Source organism: Planomonospora sp. ID67723 (assembly GCF_015711605.1).
Classification (GTDB): domain Bacteria; phylum Actinomycetota; class Actinomycetes; order Streptosporangiales; family Streptosporangiaceae; genus Planomonospora_A.
In genome coordinates this window covers 379,871-403,047 of sequence record NZ_JABTEZ010000004.1, presented here as the reverse complement: position 1 = coordinate 403,047, position 23,177 = coordinate 379,871, and the positions used below count along the sequence as shown (strand labels likewise).

Below are 23,177 nucleotides of genomic sequence, written 5' to 3'. Positions count from 1 at the left end.
GCCTCTCCGACAAGGGCATCCGGTACACCGGCCCGCCCACCGTCGCCCTCCTCCCTCGGTAAGCCCAGGTCCGAGGCGTGATCGTTAACTAAACGGCATTGTCCTTGCGGGCCGGGCTCGAAGCGCGTCTCGGCATCTAGGGCCTGTCCGGCAGATCATGTGAAGCGCCATGTTGGGTCATTGTTCCGGTCATGGGGCGGGGCGATCTGACACATCAAGAGTGGGCGCGACTTGCGCCGCATCTGCCGAAGTCCGGTCTCCGGGGAGGACGCTGGGCTGATCACCGCAAGGTGATCAACGGGATCTTGTTCAGGGTCCGCACGGGTGTCCCATGGCGAGATCTGCCAAGCCGGTTCGGGAGCTGGAAGACGGTCTATGAGCGCCATCGCCGATGGTCGGCGGATGGCACCTGGGAGAGAATCCTTCAGGCGATCCAGGCACACGCAGACGACCAAGCGCAGGTTGACTGGAGCATGGTGAGCGTGGATTCCACCTCGTGCCGGGCGCACCAGCACGCGGCTGGGGCACCGCGCAGAACGCCGCGGGTGCCGAAGAGAAGATCAACGCCTCGACAGCACCGTCCCGACGAAGGACTCGGCCGTTCGCGAGGCGGTCTGACCTGCAAACTCCACCTTGCCGGAGAAGGCGGCCTCCGCCCGCTGGCACTGCTGATCACCCCTGGTCAGTGGGGCGACAGCCCACAGCTGATCCCGGTCCTCGAACGCATCCAGGTCAAGCGCCTCGGCGGTGGTCATCCACGTACCCGCCCTGACCACTTGGGCGGGGACAAGGCGTACAGCTCCCACCGTAACCGCTGCTACCTGCGCAGACGCCAGATCAAGCACACCATCCCGGAACCGAAGGACCAGCGGGCCAACCGTCGACGCCGAGGAAGTCGAGGAGGTCGACCCGCGGGCTTCGACAAGAAGAAGTACGGGCGCCGAAACGAGGTCGAGCGCACGATCAACCGGCTCAAGCACTCCCGCGCCGTGGCCACGCGCTACGACAAGCGCGCCTACGTCTTCCACGGCACCGTCACCGTGGCCTCCATCCGTCTGTGGCTCAGTCCGTGGGCGAGCAGATAAAGCGGTGGTCGTCTGATTGGCTTCCCTGCCACGATCTGGGTGTGACCACGTTGTTCCTGATGGTCGGCCTGCCAGGGGCCGGAAAGACCACGAGGGCTCGGCAGCTCGCTGCGGAGCACGGCGCGCTGCGCCTGACGCCCGACGACTGGATGATTGCCCTGTTCGGCGAGGCGGAGGCGGACGGGAAGCGCGACGTGCTGGAAGGACGCATGCTCTGGCTCGCCTTGGAGGCGGTCAAGCTGAGCACCAACGTCGTCATGGACTACGGCTGCTGGTCACGGGACGAACGGTCTGCGATCCGCTGGCTGGTGGAGGCCGAGGACGCGTGCTTCCGCATGGTCTACCTGCCAGTAGACCACGCGACCCAACGCGCCCGTATCGCCCATCGCTGGGCGACCACCCCCGAGGAAACGTTGCCAATGTCCGAGGCCGACATCCTGCACGGGCAGGCGCACTTCGAGGAGCCCGACGCGGCGGAGCTGGAGGGCCGCGGGGCCGCCGGCCCGCCGCCCGGCTGGGCGGGCTGGCGGGAGTGGGCCGCCAACCGGTGGCCGTCGTTCGCGTGACTGCTGAGGCCCACGACAGCGCAGCCGTAGCGGGCGTGCCCGGAATGATCCGCCGGACAGACCCTAAGACGTGCAGTCCAACTCTCGATGCAGCGGCGCCGTGCGCTGCCACCTCCCTTGCCGGCGCTCCTGCAGGTCGTTGGTTAATTTGATCACAAGAGTCAGTTTGATCAGGGATCTTTCTTTGTGTAAATTTACTGATATCTTCGAGAAGTCGAACATGTGTTCGTATGCCCTGAGCTTTAGCGTGGGCCACTTGTATGTATGCAGGAGACCTGAGTGACCTTAACGACAGGAAGTGGAGAGCCCTTACCGCTCTCCTCCAGTCCTCGAAGGCGTAGACGCCGTTTGGCGAACGCCACCGCCGCGATCCTGACCGTGACCATGGTCGTCAGTCTGAGCGCGGTCCCGTCCTGGGCCGAGCAGGACCCCACACCGGCCACCACTCAGACCTCCGCCCCTCCCGCTCCGAAGGGGGGAGAGCCCGTCGTGGACGAGACGGTGGAGGCGGCCAAGAAGAAAGCTCGCGAGACCAGCGAGCGGGTGGAGATCCCCGAACGTAATACCGAGACCTCGACGCTGTTCGCCAATCCCGACGGCAAGACCCTGCGGGCCGAGCTGTACACGGAGCCTGTGCGTGTCAAGAAGGCCAAGGGTGAGGGATTCACCCCGATCGACACCACGCTGGTGCAGCAAGACAACATCATCAAGCCCAAGGCTGTCGAGGGCGAGCTGATCCTGTCGGCGGGTGCGGACACCACCGTGCTGAAGAGCAAGACCGCCCAGGGCACCGCCGAGATCGCAGCTCCGGGTGGCAAGCTGCCCAAACCCAAGCTCGCTGGTAACACGGCCACCTACCGGTCCGCTTACGGCAAAAACACAGACCTGGTGGTCGCCACGACCCCCACCGGTTTCCGGCAGAAGATCGTGATTCGGGAGCGGCCGAGTGGCCCGGTGACTTTCCGTGTGCCGGTGGACCTGCCCAAGGGCCGGTCTTTTGGCAAGAACGCCACCGGGCAGCCTACTGTGCTGGACCAAGACGGCAAGCAGCTTCTCGACATACGGCCGGTGCCACTGCTGGACGCCACCGCTGTGGACGCCAACGCGCCGATCGATGCCGGCAAGGTTGGCAAGGCCGCCGTCACCCTCGACGTCGACGGCTCCACACTGGTGTACACCCCCGATGCGGCGTTCCTGGCCGACCCGGCGGTCACTTACCCGGTGACGCTCTCGGCCGCCGACTCCGACTGGTGGGAATGCGCCATCGGACGCACCCCCTGTACTTCCCCGAGGGGCGGGGAGGACACGTTCGTCAATAACGATGCCTATTACGACAGCTGGAACAACTTCAACCTCGACCGGATCCTGGTCGGTAAATCCAACAGCGGCGCCGTGCGCTGGCGCAGCTACATCCGCTTTCCCAACATCTCCGAAGGGCTGAGGGGAGCGAAGGTCCAGAACGCCGACCTGGTCCTGTGGAACCACCTGTCCAACGACTGCGGCGGGTCCGTCGGCTCTGGCATCGTCGCCCGCCGGGTCACCTCACCGTGGGATGAGATGACCATGCAGTGGACCAGCCAGCCGTCGGTCACCACCGCAGGCCAGGACGTCGAGTACGCCGCCTACAGCCCCAACTGCACCAGCGGTGCGGCCAGCTGGGCTGGTAAAGAGTGGGATCTGATTCATTCCGTCAACCAGATCGTCCAGGCTTGGGTTGATGGTCAGCCGAACTACGGTTTCCAGCTCGCCGCTGCCAACGAGTCCGACATCACCAACTGGCGCCGCTACCGCACGCAGGAGTACACCTGCTGCAGTGCAGGTGCCCACCCGCCCAAGCTCACAGTCGACTTCGAGCCTGCGGAACGCGTCAGGGTGGTGTTCAGCACCAACGGAGACTTGACGTCACTCCCCACTTATAGCGAGGCGGTGGCGATGCAGGAAGTCTTGCTGGCCACCCCGGACCACAGCGTCCTCACTACCGAGCAACTGAATGTGATTGAACGCCAGCGCTACGCGGAATCCGACACCGCTATTGCTGATCTGCTGCCGCTGGAGGGGGAGAGCCAAGAGCCACCCGCCAATCCTGGCGTCGGTGACATTACCGCGCCGTCCGTTATCGAGACCACTCCGGCTGATGCTGCAGGCGACGTGCCGACCGACGCCGGCGTCACCGTCACCTTCAATGAGGATGTAACGGATGCGGACCTTGTCCTGAAGGACGCCGACGGCGGGGTCGTGACCGCCACGGCCAACGAAGTCGCTGAGTACGGCAGCGCCACCCTCACCTTCGCACTCAGTCAGCCGCTGCGTGCCAGTACCGTCTACACCGCGACCGTCAGCGGCGCGACGGACCTGTGGGAAAACGTCATGTCCCCCCATTCGTGGTCCTTCAATACAACAGGGCCGGACACGACCGCTCCGATGGTGAGCGGGACCGATCCGGCCAAGGACGCTACCGACGTGCCGGTCGGTGCACCTGTACGAGTGACCTTCAGCGAAGCCGTGTCCGACGCGCAGGTCACGATCAAAGACGCCCAGGGCGCGGGGATCACCGGCACTGCGGAGATGGACGCCGACAACAAGGTGGTGACCTTCACTCCTCAGCAGCCGCTGGCTAACAGTGTGAGGTACACCGCCGAGGTGAGCGGGGCCAAGGATGCGGCGGGCAATGTCATGGCCGAGCCGCACACGTGGTCGTTCACCACGGCAGCACCGGACACCACGGCGCCCACGGTGAGTGAGACGAGCCCCGTCAAGGATGCCGTCGATGCGCGTGTCGATGCGCTCGTGAAGGCCACCTTCAGTGAGGCCGTGTCGGAGGCGCAGATCACCGTCAAGGATGCCCAGGGCGCGGGGATCACCGGCACTGCGGAGATGGACGCCGACAACAAGGTGGTGACCTTCACTCCTCAGCAGCCGCTGGCTAACAGTGTGAGGTACACCGCCGAGGTGAGCGGGGCCAAGGATGCGGCGGGCAATGTCATGGCCGAGCCGCACACGTGGTCGTTCACGACTGCACAAATAGTCTCGAAAACGATCTCATTGCCGGTACAGACCGATGCCACGATCGACAGCTTCGGAACCTCTGACCCAGGTGGGAGTACGTTGTGGGCTGGTACCTACGACTACGGCGGCGGAATACTGAGCCTCAACCGATCGTATCTGACATTCGATGTCTCCGCCCTAGCAGGTAAGACGATCACTGATGCCCGGCTGGAGCTGTGGAATTTCGCAGGTGGCTCCTATGGGTGCGGCACCAGTAACTCGGGCATCAAGGCCCAGAAGGTCACCGCCGCCTGGAACGCTGAGACCTTGCAGTGGAGCAATCAGCCCACGACCGTTACCAGTGGCGAGACGATCGCCAAGGACCCGGGTGGGTGCACCGACTCTTCCGCACCGCCGAGTGATGTTGCCTGGAGTTGGCCCGTCACCAGCATCATGCAAGGTTGGGCAGCAGGACAGCCCAACCACGGCCTGCTGTTGCGCGGGGTCGATGAATCAGCCTCGGTACCTATGTACGACCGCGGGTTCAACGCATCGGAAAACAGCGAGCCCAATGCTCACCCACCAGTGTTGAAGGTGACCTACACCGACACCGCTGGTCCCGACCCGACCCCCACAGCCACTCCCACCTCAGGGTCAGATGCGATACCGCCGACGGTGCTGGAGGTTGTCCCGGCTAACTTGGCTGAAAACGCGGCGGACCACGACCAGGTGAAGGTGACCTTCAGCGAGCCGGTGACCGGCGTCGGGTTCACTTTGACGGACCTGATGTTCAAGAAAGAAGTCCCGGGCACCGTAACGATGGACGTCGGCAACACGGTGCTGACATTCACCCCGAACGAACCCTTGCATTCCTGGTACTACGAGGCGACGGCCAGCGGAGCCAAGGACGCCGTCGGCAACACCATGGCCGAGCCCTATGTATGGGGCTTCTCCAATGGCATGGGAGTGGCACAACGCCGGTCGGACGCGCGAACCGCTACCGCGCTGGCCGATGCCAAGCCGTTGGTGAGCAAGCTGTGGACCCGCTCGCTGAAGCGTAAAGACGGCACGGTGGTCGTACCGACCACGACCCCGGAACTGATGGTCAAGGTCTCAGACCCGCTGAAGCGGCGCCCCACAGTGGAAGTCGAGGTCGCCCATGATCCGAAGAGACCTTCGCAGGGCAAGGATTTGATCTGGTCCGAGACCGCCGACGTTTCCGCTGGATCTGTGGGAATCGTTCAACTGCCCGACGGGAAGCTGAACGACGGATGGCAGGTGCAGTGGCGTGCTCGCGTCACCTCGGCTGGCACTGCTTCGCCGTGGTCGGACTGGCAGCAGGTCAAGGTGGACCTCAGCGACGGTAGCCAGGCCAAGGTCGCAGCGGAGGCGAAGGCCGCCACTGTCCAGGCCACTGGCTTCGACTATAAGCACATGAGTCTTGAAGACTGCACGGCCGTGCGCCGGAACTCGAGTATGCCGAATGCCAGCTTCGGATGGCAGAAGTCCACCCGATACAACGCCTGCTGGAGCAAGATTATAGGCGTCGGCGAATACATCAAGAGGGGAGAGAACGTTCGACCGCAGGTGGAGGACGGCTACTTGGTGGAGGCCACGACTGTTTACCACACCTATCTAGGAACCGCCAACGGTGTGGGTATTGTCAACGGAACGGGGGTGACTCCGCAGACGATCTCGTTGTTCACCCGGCTGCAGAACATCGTCGCCTATGACGATGGCGAAGTGATTCCAGCCGACAAACTCGATGAGTACCGGATCGGCCTGGTGATCAGCTCGAAGGGTGAGAGTGGCTCCACCTGTAGGCCCACCTCCGCCACTATCAATGAGATGAAGGCGAAGGGCTGGAGGGAGTATGCAGAGGACATCTGGACGTTCCGGGACAGCATTGCCAAGTTCAAGGCCAACGGCGACACCTACTTCCGTTTTATCTCCGATAGCACCGACAGCGACCTTGTCAACACCTGCACGCTCCGTCCCCGGCTGTACAACACTCTGGATGAATGGGACGACGGCATCGAGGACGAGAGCTGGGGCACGGCGGCGATCCCGCTGTGGAACACCGGCTGTTTCGACGACCAGGGCCGTGACGTAGGAAAAATTATCGGTACGGCCCGCGTCTGTGGCGGCCCCAGCGTTGCTTACGCCCCGACCGTCAGGTGTGACGAGCTCACTCTCGGCGACAATGAGATCATCCCCGATAATGATGAGGGCATCCAAAGCAGCCTAAAGGCATCGGCCTCGGCTGCGGCGAACAGCACTTATGGAGTGCACACCGGCGGCTGCATTTTCAACATCACTCCCGTGTTCACCATGTCGAAAAGCGCTGCGGTGGCGGCCGGAAAACCAATGGACGAAGTGATCGACCACATCGCCGAGGCGCTAGATCCGGCGAGGAACAAAAACACCTGGCCGTATCTGCTGGACGCGAACGGCAATCGTCAGCCCAAGAACATTCCAGGTAGTGCCGACCGTCCCGGGCAGCCGCTAACCTTCCTCAAAGACAAGGGGAAGCAGCATGAAAACCGGAAGATATTCAGCTGGAGAAGGAATGTTAACGGCTTTTATACAAAGGGTGAATGTGACCTGTATTACTGGGATCAAAATCCCGCTCTAAGAGGGAAGCAGCACTACACTGCCGCTAGTCTGGAGTGCGATGAATTTCCCTTTGCCAGCACATACGAAGGGGCCGCATCACTCAATTACGATTATTCCGTCAAGCCTGTCAATAAAGTGCACAACAATAAGCACGGATGGGTATGGCTCAATGCCTTCTATTCGAGAAATAGAATCGACGACAAGGATCCGTTCCTGGTGAAAACCAGAAGCTGAAACCGGCCCCGGCCCTCTGCCCGCTCGGCAGAGGGCCGGGGCAAATCAGCGGCCAGTTCGGATACGGCATAATCGTCCTGTCCATGAAACGTCAATCCGAGGAGCGTCATGAGAGGTTCCGGGCCAGTGGGATGGTCTGGCATCAGCGGGCGCGGCTGGGCTGATCTCGAGGCGGTTCGTGCCAGGCTGGAAGCGGGCGCCGACCCGAACTCGGGCGTCTATGCCTTCGGCAGCTACGACGGGAAGCCGTTGCACCTCGCAGCAGAATGGGGAACTCCTGAGACGGTGACCGAGCTGGCTCGCCGCGTCAACGATGTGGATGCCGAGCACGACGACCGGACCGCCCTATGGGTAGCGGTCTTCGCCCACCGCCTGGACAATGCCCGCGCCTTGGCCGCCGCCGGAGCGGACCCATGGCGGCCCATGATGGCCGGATGGTCTCCTGGACGGCTCGCCCTTGCCGGTCCGGCACCCGACCTGTTTCCGATCCCCGCAGGGTACCCCGGCCTGTCGCCCGCCGAGGCCGCAACGGCCGCGGAGGCACGACGCCTGATCGCCGCACTGGGGGAAGCGGGCGAAGACAATCTGGGCGTGGCGTGCGTGGCGAACATCACCGCAGCCGAGGCCGCCCGACGGCTGGAAGCCCGGCCGGTCGACGACGCCGATACCGAGGCTGTCCTGAGTGATCCGTGGTCCGACCCCGATGCCAGTCTGAAAATAGTTGGAATCACCGACGTTCCCGGCGGATGCGTCGTCACCCAGCCATGGGGATACGCCCCCTCCACCCCCGAAGTGACCCTGCCGCTGTCGGTGGGAACGGTCTGCTACAGCATGTTCGCCAATCCGAAGAGCGGTAACCAGGGAGCCGTGAGTCGCAACGGCGTCCTCGATGACTCGGACACACATCCCGGCGGCGGCGACGCCGGTGGACACCTGACGGCCGACGAGATTCTCGCCGAGTACCTATACCAGGACCAGGCCGTAGCCTATTGCTGTGCCGCGGCGGGACTGCGAGTACCCGACGCGCGGGCCGTCACCGGCCCACCGGATCTGTGGTTGCGGCTGTCAGAACGAGACCGCTGAAGCTGAAGCGACCAGTCGGTCTTGGCGGCGGTCCGCGGTTCGCTCCTCCGCCTCCAGCCCGTGCCCATACCCTGTACGGGCTGGGTGGTTACCATGATGGCAGCCGCCTCCGCCGAGTCGTGGGTGCCGCCACTCCTGGCGGCACCTGCACGAAGGCGGGTTCGACGCCCGCCGTTACACGGTCAGCGCCCCGTTGACTGAACGAAGCACGCTGATTGTGCAGTTCAGGGCACGGGTTCGGCTATCGCGCAGTACGGTCTGCGGTCGTGATGGACGATCGTGTTCCCGAGCGGGATCTGTCGAGGCTGACGGTTCCTCGGTGGGGTCGGCTGGTGGAGACCGGCGACCGGTACGAGCCCTATCGGCTGGTCGACGCCGACGGTGTCGCGGTGGAGCCGGTCGCGATGTTCTTCCAGGAGCTGCTGGCGGCCGGGAAGGCAGCGGCGACGGTCCGCTCCTACGGCATGGACCTGCTGCGGTGGTGGCGGTTTCTGCACGCCGTCGACGTGTCCTGGGATCGGGCGACGCGTGTGGACGCCCGGGATTTCAGCTGCTGGCTCCAGCTGACGGTCAAGCCGCGAGCGACCGCGGCCAAGCGGCGGCCAGCCCGGACCGTCGGAGCCCCGAACCCGGTGACCGGGAAGCCGACACCGGGGCCCGGCTATGCCCCGTCGACCGTTGCCCACGGCGAGACGGTACTGCGCCGGTTCTACGACCTGCACCGCGATGCCGGATCCGGGCCGCTGCTGAACCCGTTCCCACTGGACCTGGCGCGTCGCTCCGGCCGCGCGCACGCGCACCACAACCCGATGGACGCCTGGGCTCCGGAGCGGACGGGCCGCTATCGGCCCACGGTTCCGCACCGGATCCCGCGCTCGATCCCGGACGAGTGGTTCAACACGCTGTTCGCGGCGCTGCCGTCGAACCGCGATCGAGCGCTGATCACATTCTGGATATCCAGCGGAGTCCGGGTCTCGGAGCTGATCAGCCTGCGTCAGTGCGACGTCGACCCGGGCCAGCAGCTGATCAGCGTCGTGCGGAAGGGATTCTCGGGGCGGCAGCAGGTACCGGCGTCGTCGGACGCGTTCGTGTGGCTGCGGCTCTACCAGACCGGGCTGCACGGTCTGGTGCCGCGCGGCCGGACGCAGCCGGTCTGGTGGACGCTGCGGCGGCCGATCCGGCCGCTGACCTACCACGGTGCACACCGCATGTTCGAGCGGGTGAACGCTGCCTCCGGTGCGGACTGGACGCTTCACGACCTTCGCCACAGCGCCGCCGCCCGCATGGTCCGCGACCCGCAGCTGACGTTGACCGTTGCCGACCTTGACCGACCACAGCTTCTTGCCACCGGCGTCAATCGCCGCCGCGTGGTGGCTGGTCTTGCCCGCGTCGATCCCCACCCACACATCCGCTGCCGTCACTCGGCCCGCCTTTTGTTCTCGCAGGTCAACCCCATGGACGACCCCGCCGGCAGGTCCCTAAACAGCGACGATTCGCATCAGATCTCAATCAGCGGCCAGGGCGTCCAGGGCGGCGAGGCGGCAATTCTTTCGAAGCCACGACAGAGGCAACATCCCAGCAGCCACACCCCGTCGCCTTGGGTATCCAGAGCGACTCACTCCAGACAAATCGATCTTAGGGACATTCCAGGGGTTATGGGCGTCAAGCGGCAAGGCGATCGGCGTGGTGGTGCCAGGCGGTTGCCTCGTCATAGACGGTGCCGGTTTTGAGACATCCATGCAGGATGCCGACGAGCCGGTTGGCGAGCCGGCGGCCGCGGCGCTGCGCCGTCTGCTGGCCGCCCACGCGACCAAGGCGGTAGACCTGCGCCTGACGGCCTGCATCGCCTCGGAGAACCAGCCGGGGGGCGCTCCCCCGTCGCCCACCTTCACCACGTTCCAGCAGCGGCTGCAGCAGCTGCAGCTCGACCACCTGGAGATCCTGCCCGCGCCGATGACTCTGGATGTGGCCTATCTGGGGCAGGCGGTGCTCGCAGGCGAGGACGACGTCTCGTTGATGGAGCGCATCCACGCCGTGCTCTTTCCTGCCCAGTCCTTCGCGCTGCAGGACGCGCTGCGCTTCGCACCGCCCGGCCAGGATGCGGAGAAGACCAAGCGCAAGTGGCGCAACCGGCTCCTGGACGTCCAGGCCCTGTGGTGCCACCTGCACCACGGCGGCGACGTCTTCGTCACCACCGACGTGGACTTCCTCAGCAACCGCCGCCAGTTGGCGCAACTCGGCGCATCGATGATCTGCACCCGGGCGAGGCTCTGGACTACATTTCCCAGCATCGCGGCACCGGTGAGGTCTCACCGACGTAGTCCGCCATGGCCGGGCACACTCCCTTGCTCCCGCCCTGGTCACCCCCTACCCCCCGGGGCCAAGGAGGAGGCCGTGCTGACGTTGGCGTCGCAGCCCCGAAAAGTTGTTGATCTTGACTGAAGGGTGCCGCCGACGGCCCGGACCAACCCGGGGATCGGTCGGACGAACGTCAAGAGAGCGGGAATTGCTGCGCTTGCTGCACCGCCCTCGCGCGCAGGCGTGGGGAGGACTGGAGATGTTCGTGCTACCGCTGTCACTAATTCGGCTCACCCCCACGAGTGCGGGGCCGACAGACAGCCGACGCAGCAACCGCCCGGATTCCGTGCACCACACCCGGCATGCGGGGTGTGGTCGCGATCGGAATGAGACTTAAGGTGCCATGCGCGCCCCGCCACGGCAAACGCCGGATGCATCCTGTGTCGTTTGCGCTTGATCGGACCGGTGAAGCACTGACCGTCTCGGTGGCCGAGGCTTCACCGTGCTCGCTTCAGTACTCGTCGTCCCTCGGCTGGGTGATGAGCCCCAGGTCCCGGCCATAGGACAGGTCCGCCATCACGAACCCGTCCTCGCGGACCTGCCAGCCGGCGCGGAGCACGGACTTGACCGGTGCCGGGAGGAGGTGGTCCCGTGGGCTGCCTTCGCCGATCTGCTCACGGGCAGGACCGTGATGGAGTGGCCGCCGTCCAGGGTGTAGCCGTACCAGCGTTCCAGCTCGTCGGGCAGCTTCCCCGGGTACGTACGGCCTTGCGCCTGCATGTGGCCGAGGCCGCCGACACGCCCGCCCCGGCATAGAACACGCGATCGATAAAACGGTAGAGTCGGCGCATGCCCGCCTCCACGCTGCTGCCGGTGCCGCCGCTGGTGCTGTACGGCAGGCGGCCGGTGTTCCTGCGCGGCCGCGAACCTCTCGAGGGTCAGCTGTGGGCGCATCTGTGCTGGATCATCCCCGCCGACCCGGTGACGGACGCACCATCCATCATCGAGCGATGCCTGCCGTATGCGGATGTGGCCGAACTCGACGGCCAGCCCTACGACCAGCTCCCCCACCGCCCGGGAGCCCTGCTGATGCTGCCGCCACTGGTCGCCTACGCCGGCCAGGTGGTGCTGCTACGCGGCTGGCGCCATGCCAGAGGCTCGTGGTGGGCGCAGCTGGCCCGGCTGACCGTGGGAGAACGCGACGACAAGCGCCGCGCGGTCCTGACGGATCTACACGTGGCCGCAGCCGAGGTCACCCCGCTGCCCGGCCAGAACTATGCGCACGTTCCACGCACCCACCACTCGCACCAGTAACCGCCTGGCCGCGCGCACCGCCCCGCTGGGATGTGGCGTGGTGCGGAGCCTGCGGGCACCGAGAGTCACCCAGCGAGGAGGCGGCCGCAGGCTCCGGATGCGGATGCGATTTCAAGCACCGCATCCGTCACCCGCGCCCCACTCCCCCCGGGCCGGGATCGACTATCCCGGAGCGCCCAGTCACTCGGTGGATCGGCTTGGCCTACCTGATCGGCTGGACCAACATCGCCGCCGTCGCCGACCATTGCCACAGCCGTCCCGCGGACGGTCTTCAGCCACTTGGTCGCACAGCATGAGGACGCTGCGGCCCTGGCTGGCAGAGCCGCAGTATCACTCCGCCCTCTGCCGCCCGCAGCGCTACGGATCTATGAAGTCCGGAACAATCCCGAGCTTGATTACATCGCGCCGTACACTCGCAATGAACTTATCGATACAGGCGGCGAGCTCACCCCATGAAATTGGATCACTTTGCAGTTCCGGTGTGAAGATTGAGCTCACCGCCCAGCCGGACTGGCCACGGATAATTCTTACCGCACCCGGATCTTCAAAGGAAAGTGATGAGAAGGAGAAGTCCGGAGCTTGAGGCTCGCCCGTCGATACCCAGCGAGCAAGCTCGCGCGCCAGCTCTGCTACAGGGAAGCAGGACTCTGAGTAGATCACTTCGGATCCGTCGACTATCTCGAAAAATGCCTCGACGTTCACGAGGACGTCCGCGACCGTCGCCCCCCTTAGATCGCTTGCGTTGATTTCGCGGTAGAGCATTCGCATTGAATCACTTCACATTAATCGAGAAGGCGTTGATCGCTCTGCCGTCATTGGCCACAATGAGGCTTTTTCATCCCGGGCGGGACGCCTGCTGATCACAGCATGATCGCGGGTACGGTGTTCGCCTGATGATGCAGAGAAGCTCCCGGTAGACGGATTGATCACCACAACCACGTCCGTCACAGCCAGGAGCTTCAGGTGCTGTTCTACCGCGCCGCGGCCGATGTGTCGCGTCCGACACTGACCCACACGGCCGGCATCATCCGCCGACACCGCAAGACGATCGGCACCCCCTGGCTGCGGCTCAACCCCGGCCAGCAAGCCCTGCTCGTACTCGCCTACCTGCGGAAAGGCGAAACATTCGCCGAGACCGCCGCCGGCTTCGGCGTCTCGGCAGCCACCACCTGGCGCTACGTCGAGGAAACCGTGCGCCTGCTGTCGACCCGCTCCCCAACTCGACCAGACCCTGCACACGGCCAGGAAGAACGAACTGCACTACCCGGTCCTGGACGGCATGCCCATCCGCACCAACCGCGCGGGCCGACCGGCCCTCCTACTCAGCCAAACACCGCACCCACGGCATGAACATCGGAGGTCATCACCTCCCCGGACGGGACGATCCTCTGCACCTCCGGCGCCCTGCCGGGCACAGCCCATGACCTGACCGCCGCCCGCATCCGGGGCATCCTGCGCGCACTGGAACGGGCCGGCATCCTCACCCTCGCCGACAAGGGCCACCAGGGCGCCGAAGGCCCGGTCGTCACGCCACACAAGGGCCGCAACAAACCCGTCTCCCACATTCGGCTCCGCGGTCCCGGCGAGCGCGCCAACGCCCAGCTCAAGAGCCGACGCATCCTGAACAGACTCCGCTGCAGTCCCAGCAAGGCCGGACACCTGTGCAAGGCCATCGCCGTCCTGCAGAACTACGAGGTCACCCGAGGATGAAAAAGCCTCCATGATCATGATCAGCGCAGGGAATGTCGCCTGGCAGGCCAGGCCACCGCCGCCGCCGCTCGGTGTGCGGTGCGGCCGCGGTGCGCTTCCGGTGTTGTTTCCCGCTCCCGGGTGGCCACATCCGGACACGCCTCCACCCGTCCGGCAGGAATTGTCGCCGACGGCATTTACGGTGAAATCCGCTGCTCGTGCTCATCTCCGCTCCTTTTCGCTCCCGTAGTCGAAAGGTCGCTCGATGACCGCTCGGTTTTCTCCTCGCCCTGTGCCTTCCGGCGGCGCCGGTGCCTCCGCTCACGCCCGCTACCGCGAACTGCTGGCCGAAGGACGCCGCCGGCGGCTGCTGGTGCGCGCCGCCCTGACCGTCGCCGCGGCCGGTGACGCGCGTGCTGCGGCTCCAGTTCTTGGAATCGACCACCCAGATGCCGGTGGGGCCGATCACCATGTGATCTACATTGCTTCGGCTGCGGGGCAGGGCCCGGTCGTGCAGCAGCGCATACCCGCGCCGGGCCAGGGGGCGCAGCAGCCAGGCGGTGCGCCGCTCGCCGACGGCACCTTTGCGCCAGGTGCGCACCGCCTCGTCCTTCTGGTGACCGATCAGGCCGGGACGAGGCGCCGACATGAGGTCAGGCTGCCCAGCCGCGCAGCGCGGCGGGGATCGCCGAGCGGAAGGTGGCCTCGGCCGTGGCGGTGTCGAGGGCCCCGGCCAGTTCGAGCGTCACCAGACCGTGCAGGGTCACCCAGAGGGAGAGCGCGATCGAGGTCGCGTCACCCGAGAGTGTGGAGGCCGATCGAGCGCGGTCTATCGCCTCGATGAGCGGCCTGACGGGATCTGCGGCGCCCACTTCGCCGGACGGGTCGAAGCTCTGCACGCCGCCGAACAACACGGTGTAGAGGTGGCGGTGCTCGCGCCCCCATCGCCGGTACGCGACCGCCAGCGCATAGAGGTCGGCGAGGGGGTCATCGGAGGTCGGCGCCGCCGACAGTTCCCGGGACAGCCCGGCGACCGCCCTGTTGCGCACTTCGGCGATCAGCCCGTCCTTGCCGTCGAACAGCGAGTAGACCGCGGCGGTCGCGGTCCCGGCGGCGGCGGCCAGGGCTCGAATGGTGATCGACTCCCGTGGACGGGTGGCGAACATCTCGGTCGCGGACTCGATGAGGCGGTCCTTCACGGTGTCGTCGTTCGTTCTCGGCCTTCCCACGACGACCAGCCTAGCCGAGCTGGTAGTGTTTCCAAACATCGTTTTGAAACAGCGTTTGGAAATTTATATGTCTCTTCCCGTCGCCATCCGCCTTCTCGGCCGTCTGATCCTGGTCCTGCTCGCCGTCGTGGGGCTGGCCGGGCTGTTTCTCGCCCTCGTCGTAGTGACGGACGGCGCGCGCTCCGGGCTCGCCGCCTGGCTGACCGCCTTCGCAGTCGGCATCGTCGCCGCGCTATGGCGCGGCCGGGGCCGTACCTGGCCGGGCCGGCTGTGGCCCTTCGTCCCGGTGGTCGCCGCCGCGGCGCTCACCGCGTCAATCTGCGTCCCCACCGTTCCCACGACTCGGCAGTACCCGCCTGACCTGCCCTTCGTCGCGATGGGGCACTGGAGCCTGAGCACGGGAAGCCGGGTCGCGGTCTACCACTATCCCCCCGTCGGCGCCCCCCGCCGTCCCACGCCGCTCGTCTACCTCCACGGCGGGCCCGTCCGCTCCATCTCCGTGCTCGACCACCGCTTCCTGCGGCTCCTGGCCGGACAGGGCTACGACGTGTACGCCTACGAGCACCCCGGCGGCGGGCGGAGCGACCTGCTGCCCATGGAGCAGTACACAATCTCCAGGTCCGTGCGCGACCTCGCTGCCTTCATCGACCGCCTGGACAAGGGCCCGGCCGACATCCTCGGATTCTCCGCGGGCGCGATCGTGCTCACCCGGGCCCTGGCCACCCCCGACACCGCCGCCCGCGTGCACCGGGCGATCATCGCCGAACCCGGCCCCATGGACGGCCCCACCGCACTGACCAGCGGGCAACAAGGGCGACCGTCCGCGCGTGGCCTCGCCCCGGCCCCGACCGGAGGGCGGGCGACACACGTCCCCCGGTACGCCGTCGCGCTCGGCCTCATCCAACTCGGGCTCCTGCCGCCCGACACCGGCCTGATCACGCAGGCCGAAGGCGTCAACGCCTTCAAGGCCGCCGATCTCGGCAGCGACACCGCCTCCGCCTACTGCGCGCGCGACGCCGGCCGCATCCCCACCGAGGACACTGCGGAGAACTTCTCCTTCAACGCCGCCGCCAGCCTACGGATCCAGCAGACGATCAAAGACTCACCCTCTATCGTTCCCGGGCTGAGCCGCTCCCGGACCCCCGCGATGCTGATGATCGCCGAATGCTCCTCACAGACACGCCAATGGCAGACCAGCATCCTCGCCGCCGGCTCCGCCATCGAGCGAACCCAATACATGCCCGGCGTCGGACACCGCCTGTGGAACGGCCTCGACGACAACAACGAGCGCGCCGCCGCCGTCATCACAGCGTTCCTCCAGGGCGAGCCGTCGCCCCTGCCCAATTACCCAACCCGCACTGGCATCTCCGCCTTCCTCCGCGACCACAGGTGAGGCTCGCAGCGGGCCGATGTCATCCCACCGGAGGTCCGCTCGCGGGTCCAGTGAACGGTGTAACTCGATCTTGATTGCTTCTATCGGGAAACCGGGTTCAGACGGCCTTCGCCATGGCGCGGGGAGACCTCACCAATGAGGAAGGGGGTCTTGATACGGCCCCACCCGTCTTGGGCGAGCACGGTTCAATCCAGGCTTGCCATCAAGCTAAGTCGAGGTTCTACGGTCATCACAACGGTCTCGCCCGACCGGTATTCGAAGGAGCGATAATGAGTCTTGAGATCTTCGGCGTTGCCGACGACCCTCAGAATGACGTGGACGCGATCGTCGGCCTGGTGGCCGCGGTTCAGGAAGCCCAGCAGAACGAGAAGGTCGAGGCTTTTCTCAGTCTGTTCCGTAAGGCGGACCCGGTCTGGACGACCGGGCACGGCAAGCGCCTTTCCGGCTGGCAGACCATCCACGACTTCACCGCCCAGGTCCTTCCGGGCTCCACCCGGCATGGAACCGCTGCCTACACTCCGGTTCGGATCCTCTTCATCCGCCCGGACGTGGCCGCTGTCAACGTCCATCAGGTGCTCCTCAACTCTGATGGCACTCGCGCCGACGGCCCCGAAGGACGTCCCTTCTACATCCTCGCCAAGGAAGAAGGTCTCTGGAAGATCGCGGCCGCCCAGAACACTCAGGTCCACGAGAACCCCTGAACCATCTGACGCCACCGGCCCGCTGGCCGTCGCCCAAGCTCCGGCTCGGCTGATCAGCGTGGACGGCACAAGTTGGCGGGCCGCCGGGAGAACACAACGGTGCTCCCCGGTCATCACAGGCCCTGATGTCGCGTCGGCACAGATAGACACCGTTACCGCAGGAGGAGTACGTCTTGGCCCAGTACTCCCGAAACTACGGTGAGCTGCAAAGCCATCGGTGTACCCGCCGGTGACATGGGGGAATGCCTGCGGCGAGGACCGCAGCCCCTACCCGGATCTTACTAGTCGTGATAGAACCTTTACCCTTCGTAGTCATTGTGGAGAGCGGCGCCCCGCCGCCCCAATACGGAAGGGACCCGCCCATGACCCGCCCGATCCGGCTTACCGTCGTGACCGCCCTCGCCAGCCTCAGTGTGCTGATCACCAGCACCCCGGCCTCGGCCCAGCCAGCCCCCGTCGGCGTCACCGCCGGCACCGATTTCCTGGGGAGTCTTCTGGGGCAGGTAAACAACGTCCTGTCCGGCATTCTCTCCGGGGGAGCCCTCAACACCATCCTGCCCAACGGTGTCCTCAGCGGCTGAGCCGTAAGGGCTGCTGCAAGGCGGATGCTGGCCGCGCGCATGGCCGACAATGCGACGCCGCCCTTCTTGGCGCGAGGAGGGCGGCGTCGCGAGCCCTCAGCTCATGGCGTCCAAGGTGCCGATCCTCTCACCCTGCTTGTGCACGAACCGCTGAGCAGCGTTGATCTTGGCCAGCAGCTGCTGGTGCTCGATCGGGCATAGCGCCACTTGCCCCAAGCTCGCCCGATCCAGCTCACCGGACAGCTGAGCGCATCGCTGTCACACCGCGCCGGTCCAGGTGATCTTCGGGGAGCTGGGGACCAGGCGCAGGACCGGCTCCCCGATGCTCACTTCGGCATCGGCGGTGATCACCGCCCACACCATGTCGGGCAGTACGTCGGCGGGCTGGCCGGTGGTCAGCGCCTCGGCGACCCGGTGACGGACGCACCATCCATCATCGAGCAGCGCCTGCCGTATGCGGATGTGGCCAAACTCGACGGCCAGCCCTACGACCAGCTTCCCAACCGCCCGGGCCCGAGGGTGGAGCTGCCGCCAATGGTCGCCTACGGCGGACAGATAGTCCTGCTGCGCGGCTGGCGGCGCGCCAGTGGTTCGTGGTGGGCGCATCTGGCCCGGCTGACCATCAGCCAAAGCACCGGAGCGCGCCGCGCGACCCTGGACGATCTACATGTCGCTGCCGCCGAGGTCATCCCGTTGCCGGGCCAGGACTACCGGCGGGTGCCGCGCGAATACCACACTCACCCGTGACCGGCGCCGCTCTCCTTTGTTTCCTGGATTGCCGGGTTCGGTCGCTACGGTCGCTGCCCGGCGGCGGCTGCCGTCAGCTCCGCCAGAACCACGCCGACCCGGGCCGTGGCCTCCCGGACCTGCGCGGCGCCTGCGGGATCCGGTGGCAGCTCCCGCAACTGCCCTGCCAGCAGGCCCAGATGAGCCAGGAACCGCTCGCAGGCGTCGACGGCAGCACTCACCGCGGCGGGAGCGGCATCAGGCAGACCGGGGAAGGGATCATGGGGGGTCACGGTGAGCTACGCTACACCGGCCAGCGCGACCAGGTCGGCAGGTCAAGCCGATTCGCGTCCGATCCTTCGCGGCTTCGAGACCATGCCAGACGGCATCCAGGGTGCACTTTGTGGCCGCGGCGCATGAGCGGTCTTCGCCCATTAGCCGCCGCCGGCCCGCTACCGTGGCAGTCGGAGGCTTTGGTCATGCGGTCGCGCGGCCGGGGTCTTTGTAGGGGGTCGCCTGTTCCTGGCTCCTGTCGTGGACGGGGAGCAGGCGGCCCCTGCCGCGTAGCGCGTCCTGTCGCGGCCGCCTTCCGGGCCGACGCGGCAGCCTCTGCCTGCGATCAGCTCTCCCCCAGCGGATGCAGCCAGCGGGCCGGGACCCGGATCGCCGCCGCCACCGGCATCTCCACCGCCCGGCCGTCGGCGCCGTACCACTCGCCGCGTATCCGGTAGGCGACGCCGCTCTGCAGCCCGAAGGCCTCGACCTGCGCGGGCGTGAGCGCGACCTCGATCCGGCCGGAGTCGACCACGCGCAGGCCCTCCACCATCGGGATTCCTGCGAGAACCACCGCCGTGGCGGTGACGGTCAGCTCGAAGGTCGTGCCGCGCAGCCGGCCGTACTCGCGATACAGCACCGGGCCCAGTGCGGCCAGCGGGTAGCGGCCGGGCGGCAGGTCCACCGGCACCCGGACCAGGTAGGTGGCCCCGGCCACGACGCCACGAAAGCGCACCGTCGCCTCCTGCAGCCGAGTCGTCTTCACCGGGAGGCCTACCCGACCCCGTGCGGGCACAGTCGGATAAGCCCGCAGCCGGGCGCCTGCAGAGCGGGTTCGGCGGCATCGCTGCCTTCGTACCCCCGGGCAAATGCGCGGCACAACGCTCGCAGGCCGGTCGTGGCCGAAGGCGCCCCTGGCACGTCCGGCGATAGCCGTCGCTCACCGCCCGTCCAGGTCGTCGCGGCGAGCGTGCCCACGGGGCCGGATCTCATCGATCGGGCACACGGCCAACCACCTGCTACAATGACATCGAAAGCTCTGGGCGCCTCCTGGTGAGGCCACCAGAGTTCTGGTTCTTCATCACGAGGGGCGCCCACCGTACGGTGGGCGCCCCTCGTGATTTCCGGGGCGGACGCCACCAATAGCCAATACGTGCCGCAATCTTTCGCTTACCGTAGGTGCTCCTGGTGAAGGAGTGTCCCTTGTCGGAAAGGTCGAGGCGCCGGTGCTGTCCGAACCCCCCGCCCGTGTGCTCGAGCAGCGGTTGTCGCCCGAGCGACTGGGCCGCTATCGCACCGCGGTCGGCGGGGATCTCCGCCAGGCCATCGCGCTGTATGAGTGGAACGCCACCATCAGCGCCACCTTCTGGAGCACCCTGGGGCACTTGGAGGTGCTGATCCGCAACGCGATGCACCAGCAGCTGACCGCGTGGTCGACGGCGTCATACGCTCAGCCTCGCTGGTATCTCGATCCTGGCCGGGTCTTCAGCGATCAAACCCGCAGGGAGATCGCCAAAGCCCGCGGCCGCGCCACCCTCAACGGCCGTCGACCGGAAACCATCGGGCACGTGGTGGCAGAGCTGTCCTTCGGGTTCTGGCGCTACCTGCTGATCAGCTCATACGACCGGTCCCTGTGGCCCCATCTGCGCCACGCGTGGCCGAGCCGGCAGCTGCGCCGCGACGTCTACGACCCTCTCGCCCAACTCCACGATCTGCGCAACCGCATCGCCCACCACGAACCCATCTACGAGCGGCCGCTGAAGGAACTGCATGCCGCCACCCTCGACGTCGCCGGGTGGACATGCCCGGACACCGCCGCGTGGATCCGATCCCGGTGCGCAGTGTTAGATGTCCTGGCCCGGCGCCCGGCAACGATTCCCCGTCCCCGATAACAGCTGCTATGGGTTGGCGGACCGTATCGCTACCAGCCGTTGCCGTGCTCAAGCTGGGCGGCGTGGACGTGCTGAACCTCGGCCAACGTGCCCAGGGTGTCCCGGGACAGCTACGCAAAGGCCTGGGGGAAGCCTCTGAGCATGTCTGCGGCACGGGCGGTCTGGAGGCCGCTCGCGCATCCTGGCCCCTGGTGGTGGTGTGCGGGAGGGTGAAGGCGGTCTCCTGGCCGAAGGCCTGCATGCGCTGCACCGCCGTCGGGGTGCAGCTACCATCCAGCCACATCGGTATGGGACGAACGACGCCGGACCGGATGCCGGTCCCGGAGTGACCGCCACCCGACACACCCGGCCTGGGACGTAGTGCTGTCCTGAGACACCTGACGAAGCCGCTCATACGGCGTAGTGTCGACGACGCGTGAAAACTGACTCTCAGGCGACGGCCGAAATCTGACCCCTCCGCTGTCATCGTGGAGGGTGATCAAGGTGGAGGACTGGGCGGAGATCCGCCGGTTGCACCGGGCCGAGAACATGCCGATCAAGGCGATCGCTCGGCGGATGGGCATCTCGAAGAACACCGTCAAGCGCGCGCTGGCGGCCACAGAACCGCCGAAGTACCGGCGGGCGAGCAAGGGATCGATCGCAGACGCGGCCGAGCCGCAGATCCGCAAACTGCTGGAGGAGTTCCCGGACATGCCGGCCACCGTGATCGCCGAGCGGATCGGCTGGCAGAACTCCCTGACCGTGCTCAAGGACCGCATCCAATTGCTGCGGCCGCACTACAAACCCGCCGACCCGGCCTCGCGCACGACGTATCAGCCCGGGCAACTGGCCCAGTGCGACCTGTGGTTCCCGCCGGTGCGGATCCCGGTGGGCGCCGGACAGACGGCGATCCTGCCGGTGCTGGTCATGGTCAGCGGCTACTCGCGCTGGCTGATGGCCCGCATGCTGCCCTCACGCGCGGCCGGGGACCTGTTCGCCGGGATGTGGGCCCTGCTGACCGCTCTGGGTGCGGTGCCCAAGACGCTGGTGTGGGACAACGAGAGCGCGATCGGGCAGTGGAAGGCGGGCCGACCGCAACTGACCACCGAGGCCAGCGCGTTCCGCGGAACGCTGGGCGTGGCCATCCACCAGTGCCGACCGGCCGATCCCGAGGCAAAGGGCCTGGTCGAACGGGCCAACGGCTATCTGGAGACCTCGTTCCTGCCGGGGCGCTCCTTCGCCGGCCCGCACGACTTCAACGCCCAGCTGACCGACTGGCTGAATCGCGCCAACGCGCGTCATCACCGGCGCATCGAGTGCCGGCCGATCGACCGCCTCGACGCCGACCGGACCGCGATGGTCACGTTGCCGCCGGTCGCCCCGGTGACCGGCTGGCGCAGCTCGACCCGGCTGGCCCGCGACCACTACGTGCGCATCGCCTCCAACCACTACACGGTGCACCCCTCGGTCATTGGCCGGCTGGTCGAGGTCGCCGCCGACCTGGAGCAGGTGGTCGTGACCTGCGGCGGTCGTCTGGTGGCCCGGCATGAGCGGTGCTGGGCCGCCCACCAGACGATCACTGATGCCGGTCACGCCGCCGCGGCGGCGGCGCTGCGCCGCTCGGTCAACCAGGCCGCTCGGCCCGCGGGCGTGATGGTGGTCGAGCATCGGCGGCTCAGTGACTACGACACGCTGCTGGGCATCGAGGGGGTGGCCTGATGGCCGCTGCTGCGACCGGCTCGCGCAACGTCGCCGCTGAGCTGGCCTATCTGACCCGGGTGCTGAAGGCGCCGTCGCTGGCGGCGGCGGTGGAGCGCCTGGCCGAACGCGCCCGGGCCGAGTCCTGGAGCCATGAGGAGTTCCTGGCCGCCTGCCTGCAGCGTGAGGTCGCCGCCCGCGAATCGCACGGCGGTGAGGCTCGCATCCGCGCGGCGCGTTTCCCGGCGCGCAAGGCGCTGGAGGACTTCGATTTCGATCATCAGCGCTCTCTCAAGCGCGAGGTCATCGCTCATCTGGGCACGTTGGACTTCGTGGTGGGCAGAGAGAACGTGGTGTTTCTCGGCCCGCCCGGCACCGGCAAGACGCACCTGTCGATCGGGCTGGGCATCCGGGCCTGTCAGGCTGGTCACCGGGTCGCGTTCGCCACCGCGGCCGAATGGGTCGCCCGCCTGGCCGAGGCACATGCCGGCGGCCGGTTGCAGGACGAGTTGGTCAAGCTCTCCCGCATCCCGGTGTTGATCGTCGATGAGGTGGGCTACATCCCGTTCGAGGCCGAGGCGGCGAACCTGTTCTTCCAGCTGGTGTCCAGCCGTTACGAGCGGGCGTCGCTGATCGTCACCAGCAACAAGCCGTTCGGGCGCTGGGGTGAGGTGTTCGGCGACGATGTGGTGGCCGCGGCGATGATCGACCGTCTCGTCCATCACGCCGAGGTCATCAGCTTGAAGGGAGACAGTTACCGGCTGAAGAACCGTGATCTGGGCAGGATTCCTGCGGCCGAATCCGGCAACGACCATTAGCGACAATCCGTGACCAA

The 23,177-nt window shown here is 66.6% G+C and carries 19 protein-coding genes and 2 pseudogenes; 16 read left to right on the top strand and 5 right to left on the bottom strand.

What is annotated here, in order from left to right; all coding sequences use genetic code 11:
- The first annotated feature begins 191 nt into the window (after window positions 1–191).
- The 7 genes and pseudogenes from HS041_RS28485 (at window position 192) to HS041_RS28455 (ending at window position 12,181) form a co-directional block, all read left to right on the top strand.
- Window positions 192–1,085: an IS5 family transposase gene (locus HS041_RS28485; RefSeq protein ID WP_196443915.1), complete on the top strand. Its 894-nt coding sequence runs from the start codon at window positions 192–194 to the stop codon at window positions 1,083–1,085.
- A 41-nt stretch (window positions 1,086–1,126) separates the two neighbouring features.
- Entirely contained in the window at window positions 1,127–1,651 is a 525-nt protein-coding gene (locus HS041_RS28480) for a P-loop nucleotide/nucleoside kinase family protein (RefSeq protein WP_196443914.1), read from the top strand.
- Window positions 1,652–2,140: 489 nt separating this feature from the next.
- Window positions 2,141–7,486 (top strand): Ig-like domain-containing protein, encoded by a 5,346-nt coding sequence (locus HS041_RS28475; RefSeq protein WP_196443913.1) that lies wholly within the window; start codon window positions 2,141–2,143, stop codon window positions 7,484–7,486.
- 126 nt (window positions 7,487–7,612) lie between these two features.
- Window positions 7,613–8,569, top strand: a complete 957-nt coding sequence (locus HS041_RS28470) for an ankyrin repeat domain-containing protein (RefSeq protein WP_307845499.1) — start codon at window positions 7,613–7,615, stop codon at window positions 8,567–8,569.
- A gap of 269 nt (window positions 8,570–8,838) precedes the next feature.
- Window positions 8,839–9,849 (top strand): annotated as a pseudogene (locus HS041_RS38745) (tyrosine-type recombinase/integrase); the annotation flags it as partial.
- 457 nt (window positions 9,850–10,306) lie between these two features.
- Window positions 10,307–11,011: a hypothetical protein gene (locus tag HS041_RS28460; protein WP_196443910.1), complete on the top strand. Its 705-nt coding sequence runs from the start codon at window positions 10,307–10,309 to the stop codon at window positions 11,009–11,011.
- A 705-nt stretch (window positions 11,012–11,716) separates the two neighbouring features.
- Window positions 11,717–12,181, top strand: coding sequence for a hypothetical protein (locus HS041_RS28455; protein WP_196443909.1), 465 nt, complete (start codon window positions 11,717–11,719; stop codon window positions 12,179–12,181).
- Between the two features lie 357 nt (window positions 12,182–12,538).
- Here the strand turns inward: HS041_RS28455 and HS041_RS28450 are convergent, their stop codons facing one another.
- Complete coding sequence (locus HS041_RS28450; protein WP_196443908.1) at window positions 12,539–12,949, bottom strand: DUF7878 domain-containing protein; 411 nt, start codon at window positions 12,947–12,949, stop codon at window positions 12,539–12,541.
- A 195-nt stretch (window positions 12,950–13,144) separates the two neighbouring features.
- Between HS041_RS28450 and HS041_RS28445 the strand changes: the two are divergent.
- Window positions 13,145–13,891: pseudogene (locus HS041_RS28445) on the top strand (transposase family protein).
- Here HS041_RS28445 and HS041_RS28440 read toward each other — a convergent pair.
- Entirely contained in the window at window positions 13,878–14,519 is a 642-nt protein-coding gene (locus tag HS041_RS28440) for a nuclease-related domain-containing protein (RefSeq protein WP_196443907.1), read from the bottom strand. The pseudogene HS041_RS28445 and the gene HS041_RS28440 overlap by 14 nt on opposite strands.
- A 4-nt stretch (window positions 14,520–14,523) precedes the next feature.
- Entirely contained in the window at window positions 14,524–15,099 is a 576-nt protein-coding gene (locus HS041_RS28435; RefSeq protein WP_196443906.1) for a TetR-like C-terminal domain-containing protein, read from the bottom strand.
- Window positions 15,100–15,166: 67 nt separating this feature from the next.
- Here HS041_RS28435 and HS041_RS39820 point away from each other — a divergent pair, with 67 nt between their 5' ends.
- The 4 genes from HS041_RS39820 (at window position 15,167) to HS041_RS28415 (ending at window position 18,521) form a co-directional block, all read left to right on the top strand.
- Window positions 15,167–16,492, top strand: a complete 1,326-nt coding sequence (locus HS041_RS39820; protein ID WP_196443905.1) for an alpha/beta hydrolase — start codon at window positions 15,167–15,169, stop codon at window positions 16,490–16,492.
- A 269-nt stretch (window positions 16,493–16,761) separates the two neighbouring features.
- On the top strand, window positions 16,762–17,193 hold the full coding sequence (locus HS041_RS28425) for an SgcJ/EcaC family oxidoreductase (protein ID WP_196443904.1): 432 nt from the start codon (window positions 16,762–16,764) through the stop codon (window positions 17,191–17,193).
- Window positions 17,194–17,555: 362 nt separating this feature from the next.
- On the top strand, window positions 17,556–17,774 hold the full coding sequence (locus HS041_RS28420; protein ID WP_196443903.1) for a hypothetical protein: 219 nt from the start codon (window positions 17,556–17,558) through the stop codon (window positions 17,772–17,774).
- A gap of 414 nt (window positions 17,775–18,188) precedes the next feature.
- A complete protein-coding gene (locus tag HS041_RS28415; protein ID WP_196443902.1) occupies window positions 18,189–18,521 on the top strand; it encodes a hypothetical protein in 333 nt (110 codons plus the stop codon).
- A gap of 44 nt (window positions 18,522–18,565) precedes the next feature.
- On the opposite strand, the gene HS041_RS28410 is transcribed toward HS041_RS28415, so the two are convergent.
- Both HS041_RS28410 and HS041_RS28405 read right to left on the bottom strand, forming a co-directional pair.
- Complete coding sequence (locus HS041_RS28410; protein ID WP_196443901.1) at window positions 18,566–18,793, bottom strand: hypothetical protein; 228 nt, start codon at window positions 18,791–18,793, stop codon at window positions 18,566–18,568.
- Window positions 18,794–19,119: 326 nt separating this feature from the next.
- Window positions 19,120–19,509, bottom strand: a complete 390-nt coding sequence (locus HS041_RS28405) for a hypothetical protein (protein WP_196443900.1) — start codon at window positions 19,507–19,509, stop codon at window positions 19,120–19,122.
- A 460-nt stretch (window positions 19,510–19,969) separates the two neighbouring features.
- Between HS041_RS28405 and HS041_RS28400 the strand changes: the two genes are divergently transcribed.
- The 4 genes from HS041_RS28400 to istB all read left to right on the top strand — a co-directional run bounded on the left by HS041_RS28400 (window position 19,970) and on the right by istB (window position 23,160).
- Window positions 19,970–20,665 (top strand): Abi family protein, encoded by a 696-nt coding sequence (locus HS041_RS28400; protein WP_196443899.1) that lies wholly within the window; start codon window positions 19,970–19,972, stop codon window positions 20,663–20,665.
- A 44-nt stretch (window positions 20,666–20,709) separates the two neighbouring features.
- Window positions 20,710–20,994, top strand: coding sequence for a hypothetical protein (locus tag HS041_RS28395; protein WP_196443898.1), 285 nt, complete (start codon window positions 20,710–20,712; stop codon window positions 20,992–20,994).
- Window positions 20,995–21,139: 145 nt separating this feature from the next.
- Window positions 21,140–22,363, top strand: a complete 1,224-nt coding sequence (gene istA / locus HS041_RS28390; protein WP_196443897.1) for an IS21 family transposase — start codon at window positions 21,140–21,142, stop codon at window positions 22,361–22,363.
- A complete protein-coding gene (gene istB / locus HS041_RS28385; protein WP_196440301.1) occupies window positions 22,363–23,160 on the top strand; it encodes an IS21-like element helper ATPase IstB in 798 nt (265 codons plus the stop codon). The genes istA and istB overlap by 1 nt, the downstream gene beginning before the upstream one ends.
- Window positions 23,161–23,177: the final 17 nt, after the last annotated feature.

Coding starts and splice junctions, on each gene's coding strand:
- HS041_RS28450 (WP_196443908.1), bottom strand. CDS start 12,949: ATGCGAATGCTCTACCGCGAAATCAACGCAAGCGATCTAAGGGGGGCG.
- HS041_RS28440 (WP_196443907.1), bottom strand. CDS start 14,519: ATGTCGGCGCCTCGTCCCGGCCTGATCGGTCACCAGAAGGACGAGGCG.
- HS041_RS28485 (WP_196443915.1), top strand. CDS start 192: ATGGGGCGGGGCGATCTGACACATCAAGAGTGGGCGCGACTTGCGCCG.
- HS041_RS28455 (WP_196443909.1), top strand. CDS start 11,717: ATGCCCGCCTCCACGCTGCTGCCGGTGCCGCCGCTGGTGCTGTACGGC.
- HS041_RS28420 (WP_196443903.1), top strand. CDS start 17,556: ATGACCCGCCCGATCCGGCTTACCGTCGTGACCGCCCTCGCCAGCCTC.
- HS041_RS28460 (WP_196443910.1), top strand. CDS start 10,307: ATGCAGGATGCCGACGAGCCGGTTGGCGAGCCGGCGGCCGCGGCGCTG.
- istB (WP_196440301.1), top strand. CDS start 22,363: ATGGCCGCTGCTGCGACCGGCTCGCGCAACGTCGCCGCTGAGCTGGCC.
- HS041_RS39820 (WP_196443905.1), top strand. CDS start 15,167: ATGTCTCTTCCCGTCGCCATCCGCCTTCTCGGCCGTCTGATCCTGGTC.
- HS041_RS28425 (WP_196443904.1), top strand. CDS start 16,762: ATGAGTCTTGAGATCTTCGGCGTTGCCGACGACCCTCAGAATGACGTG.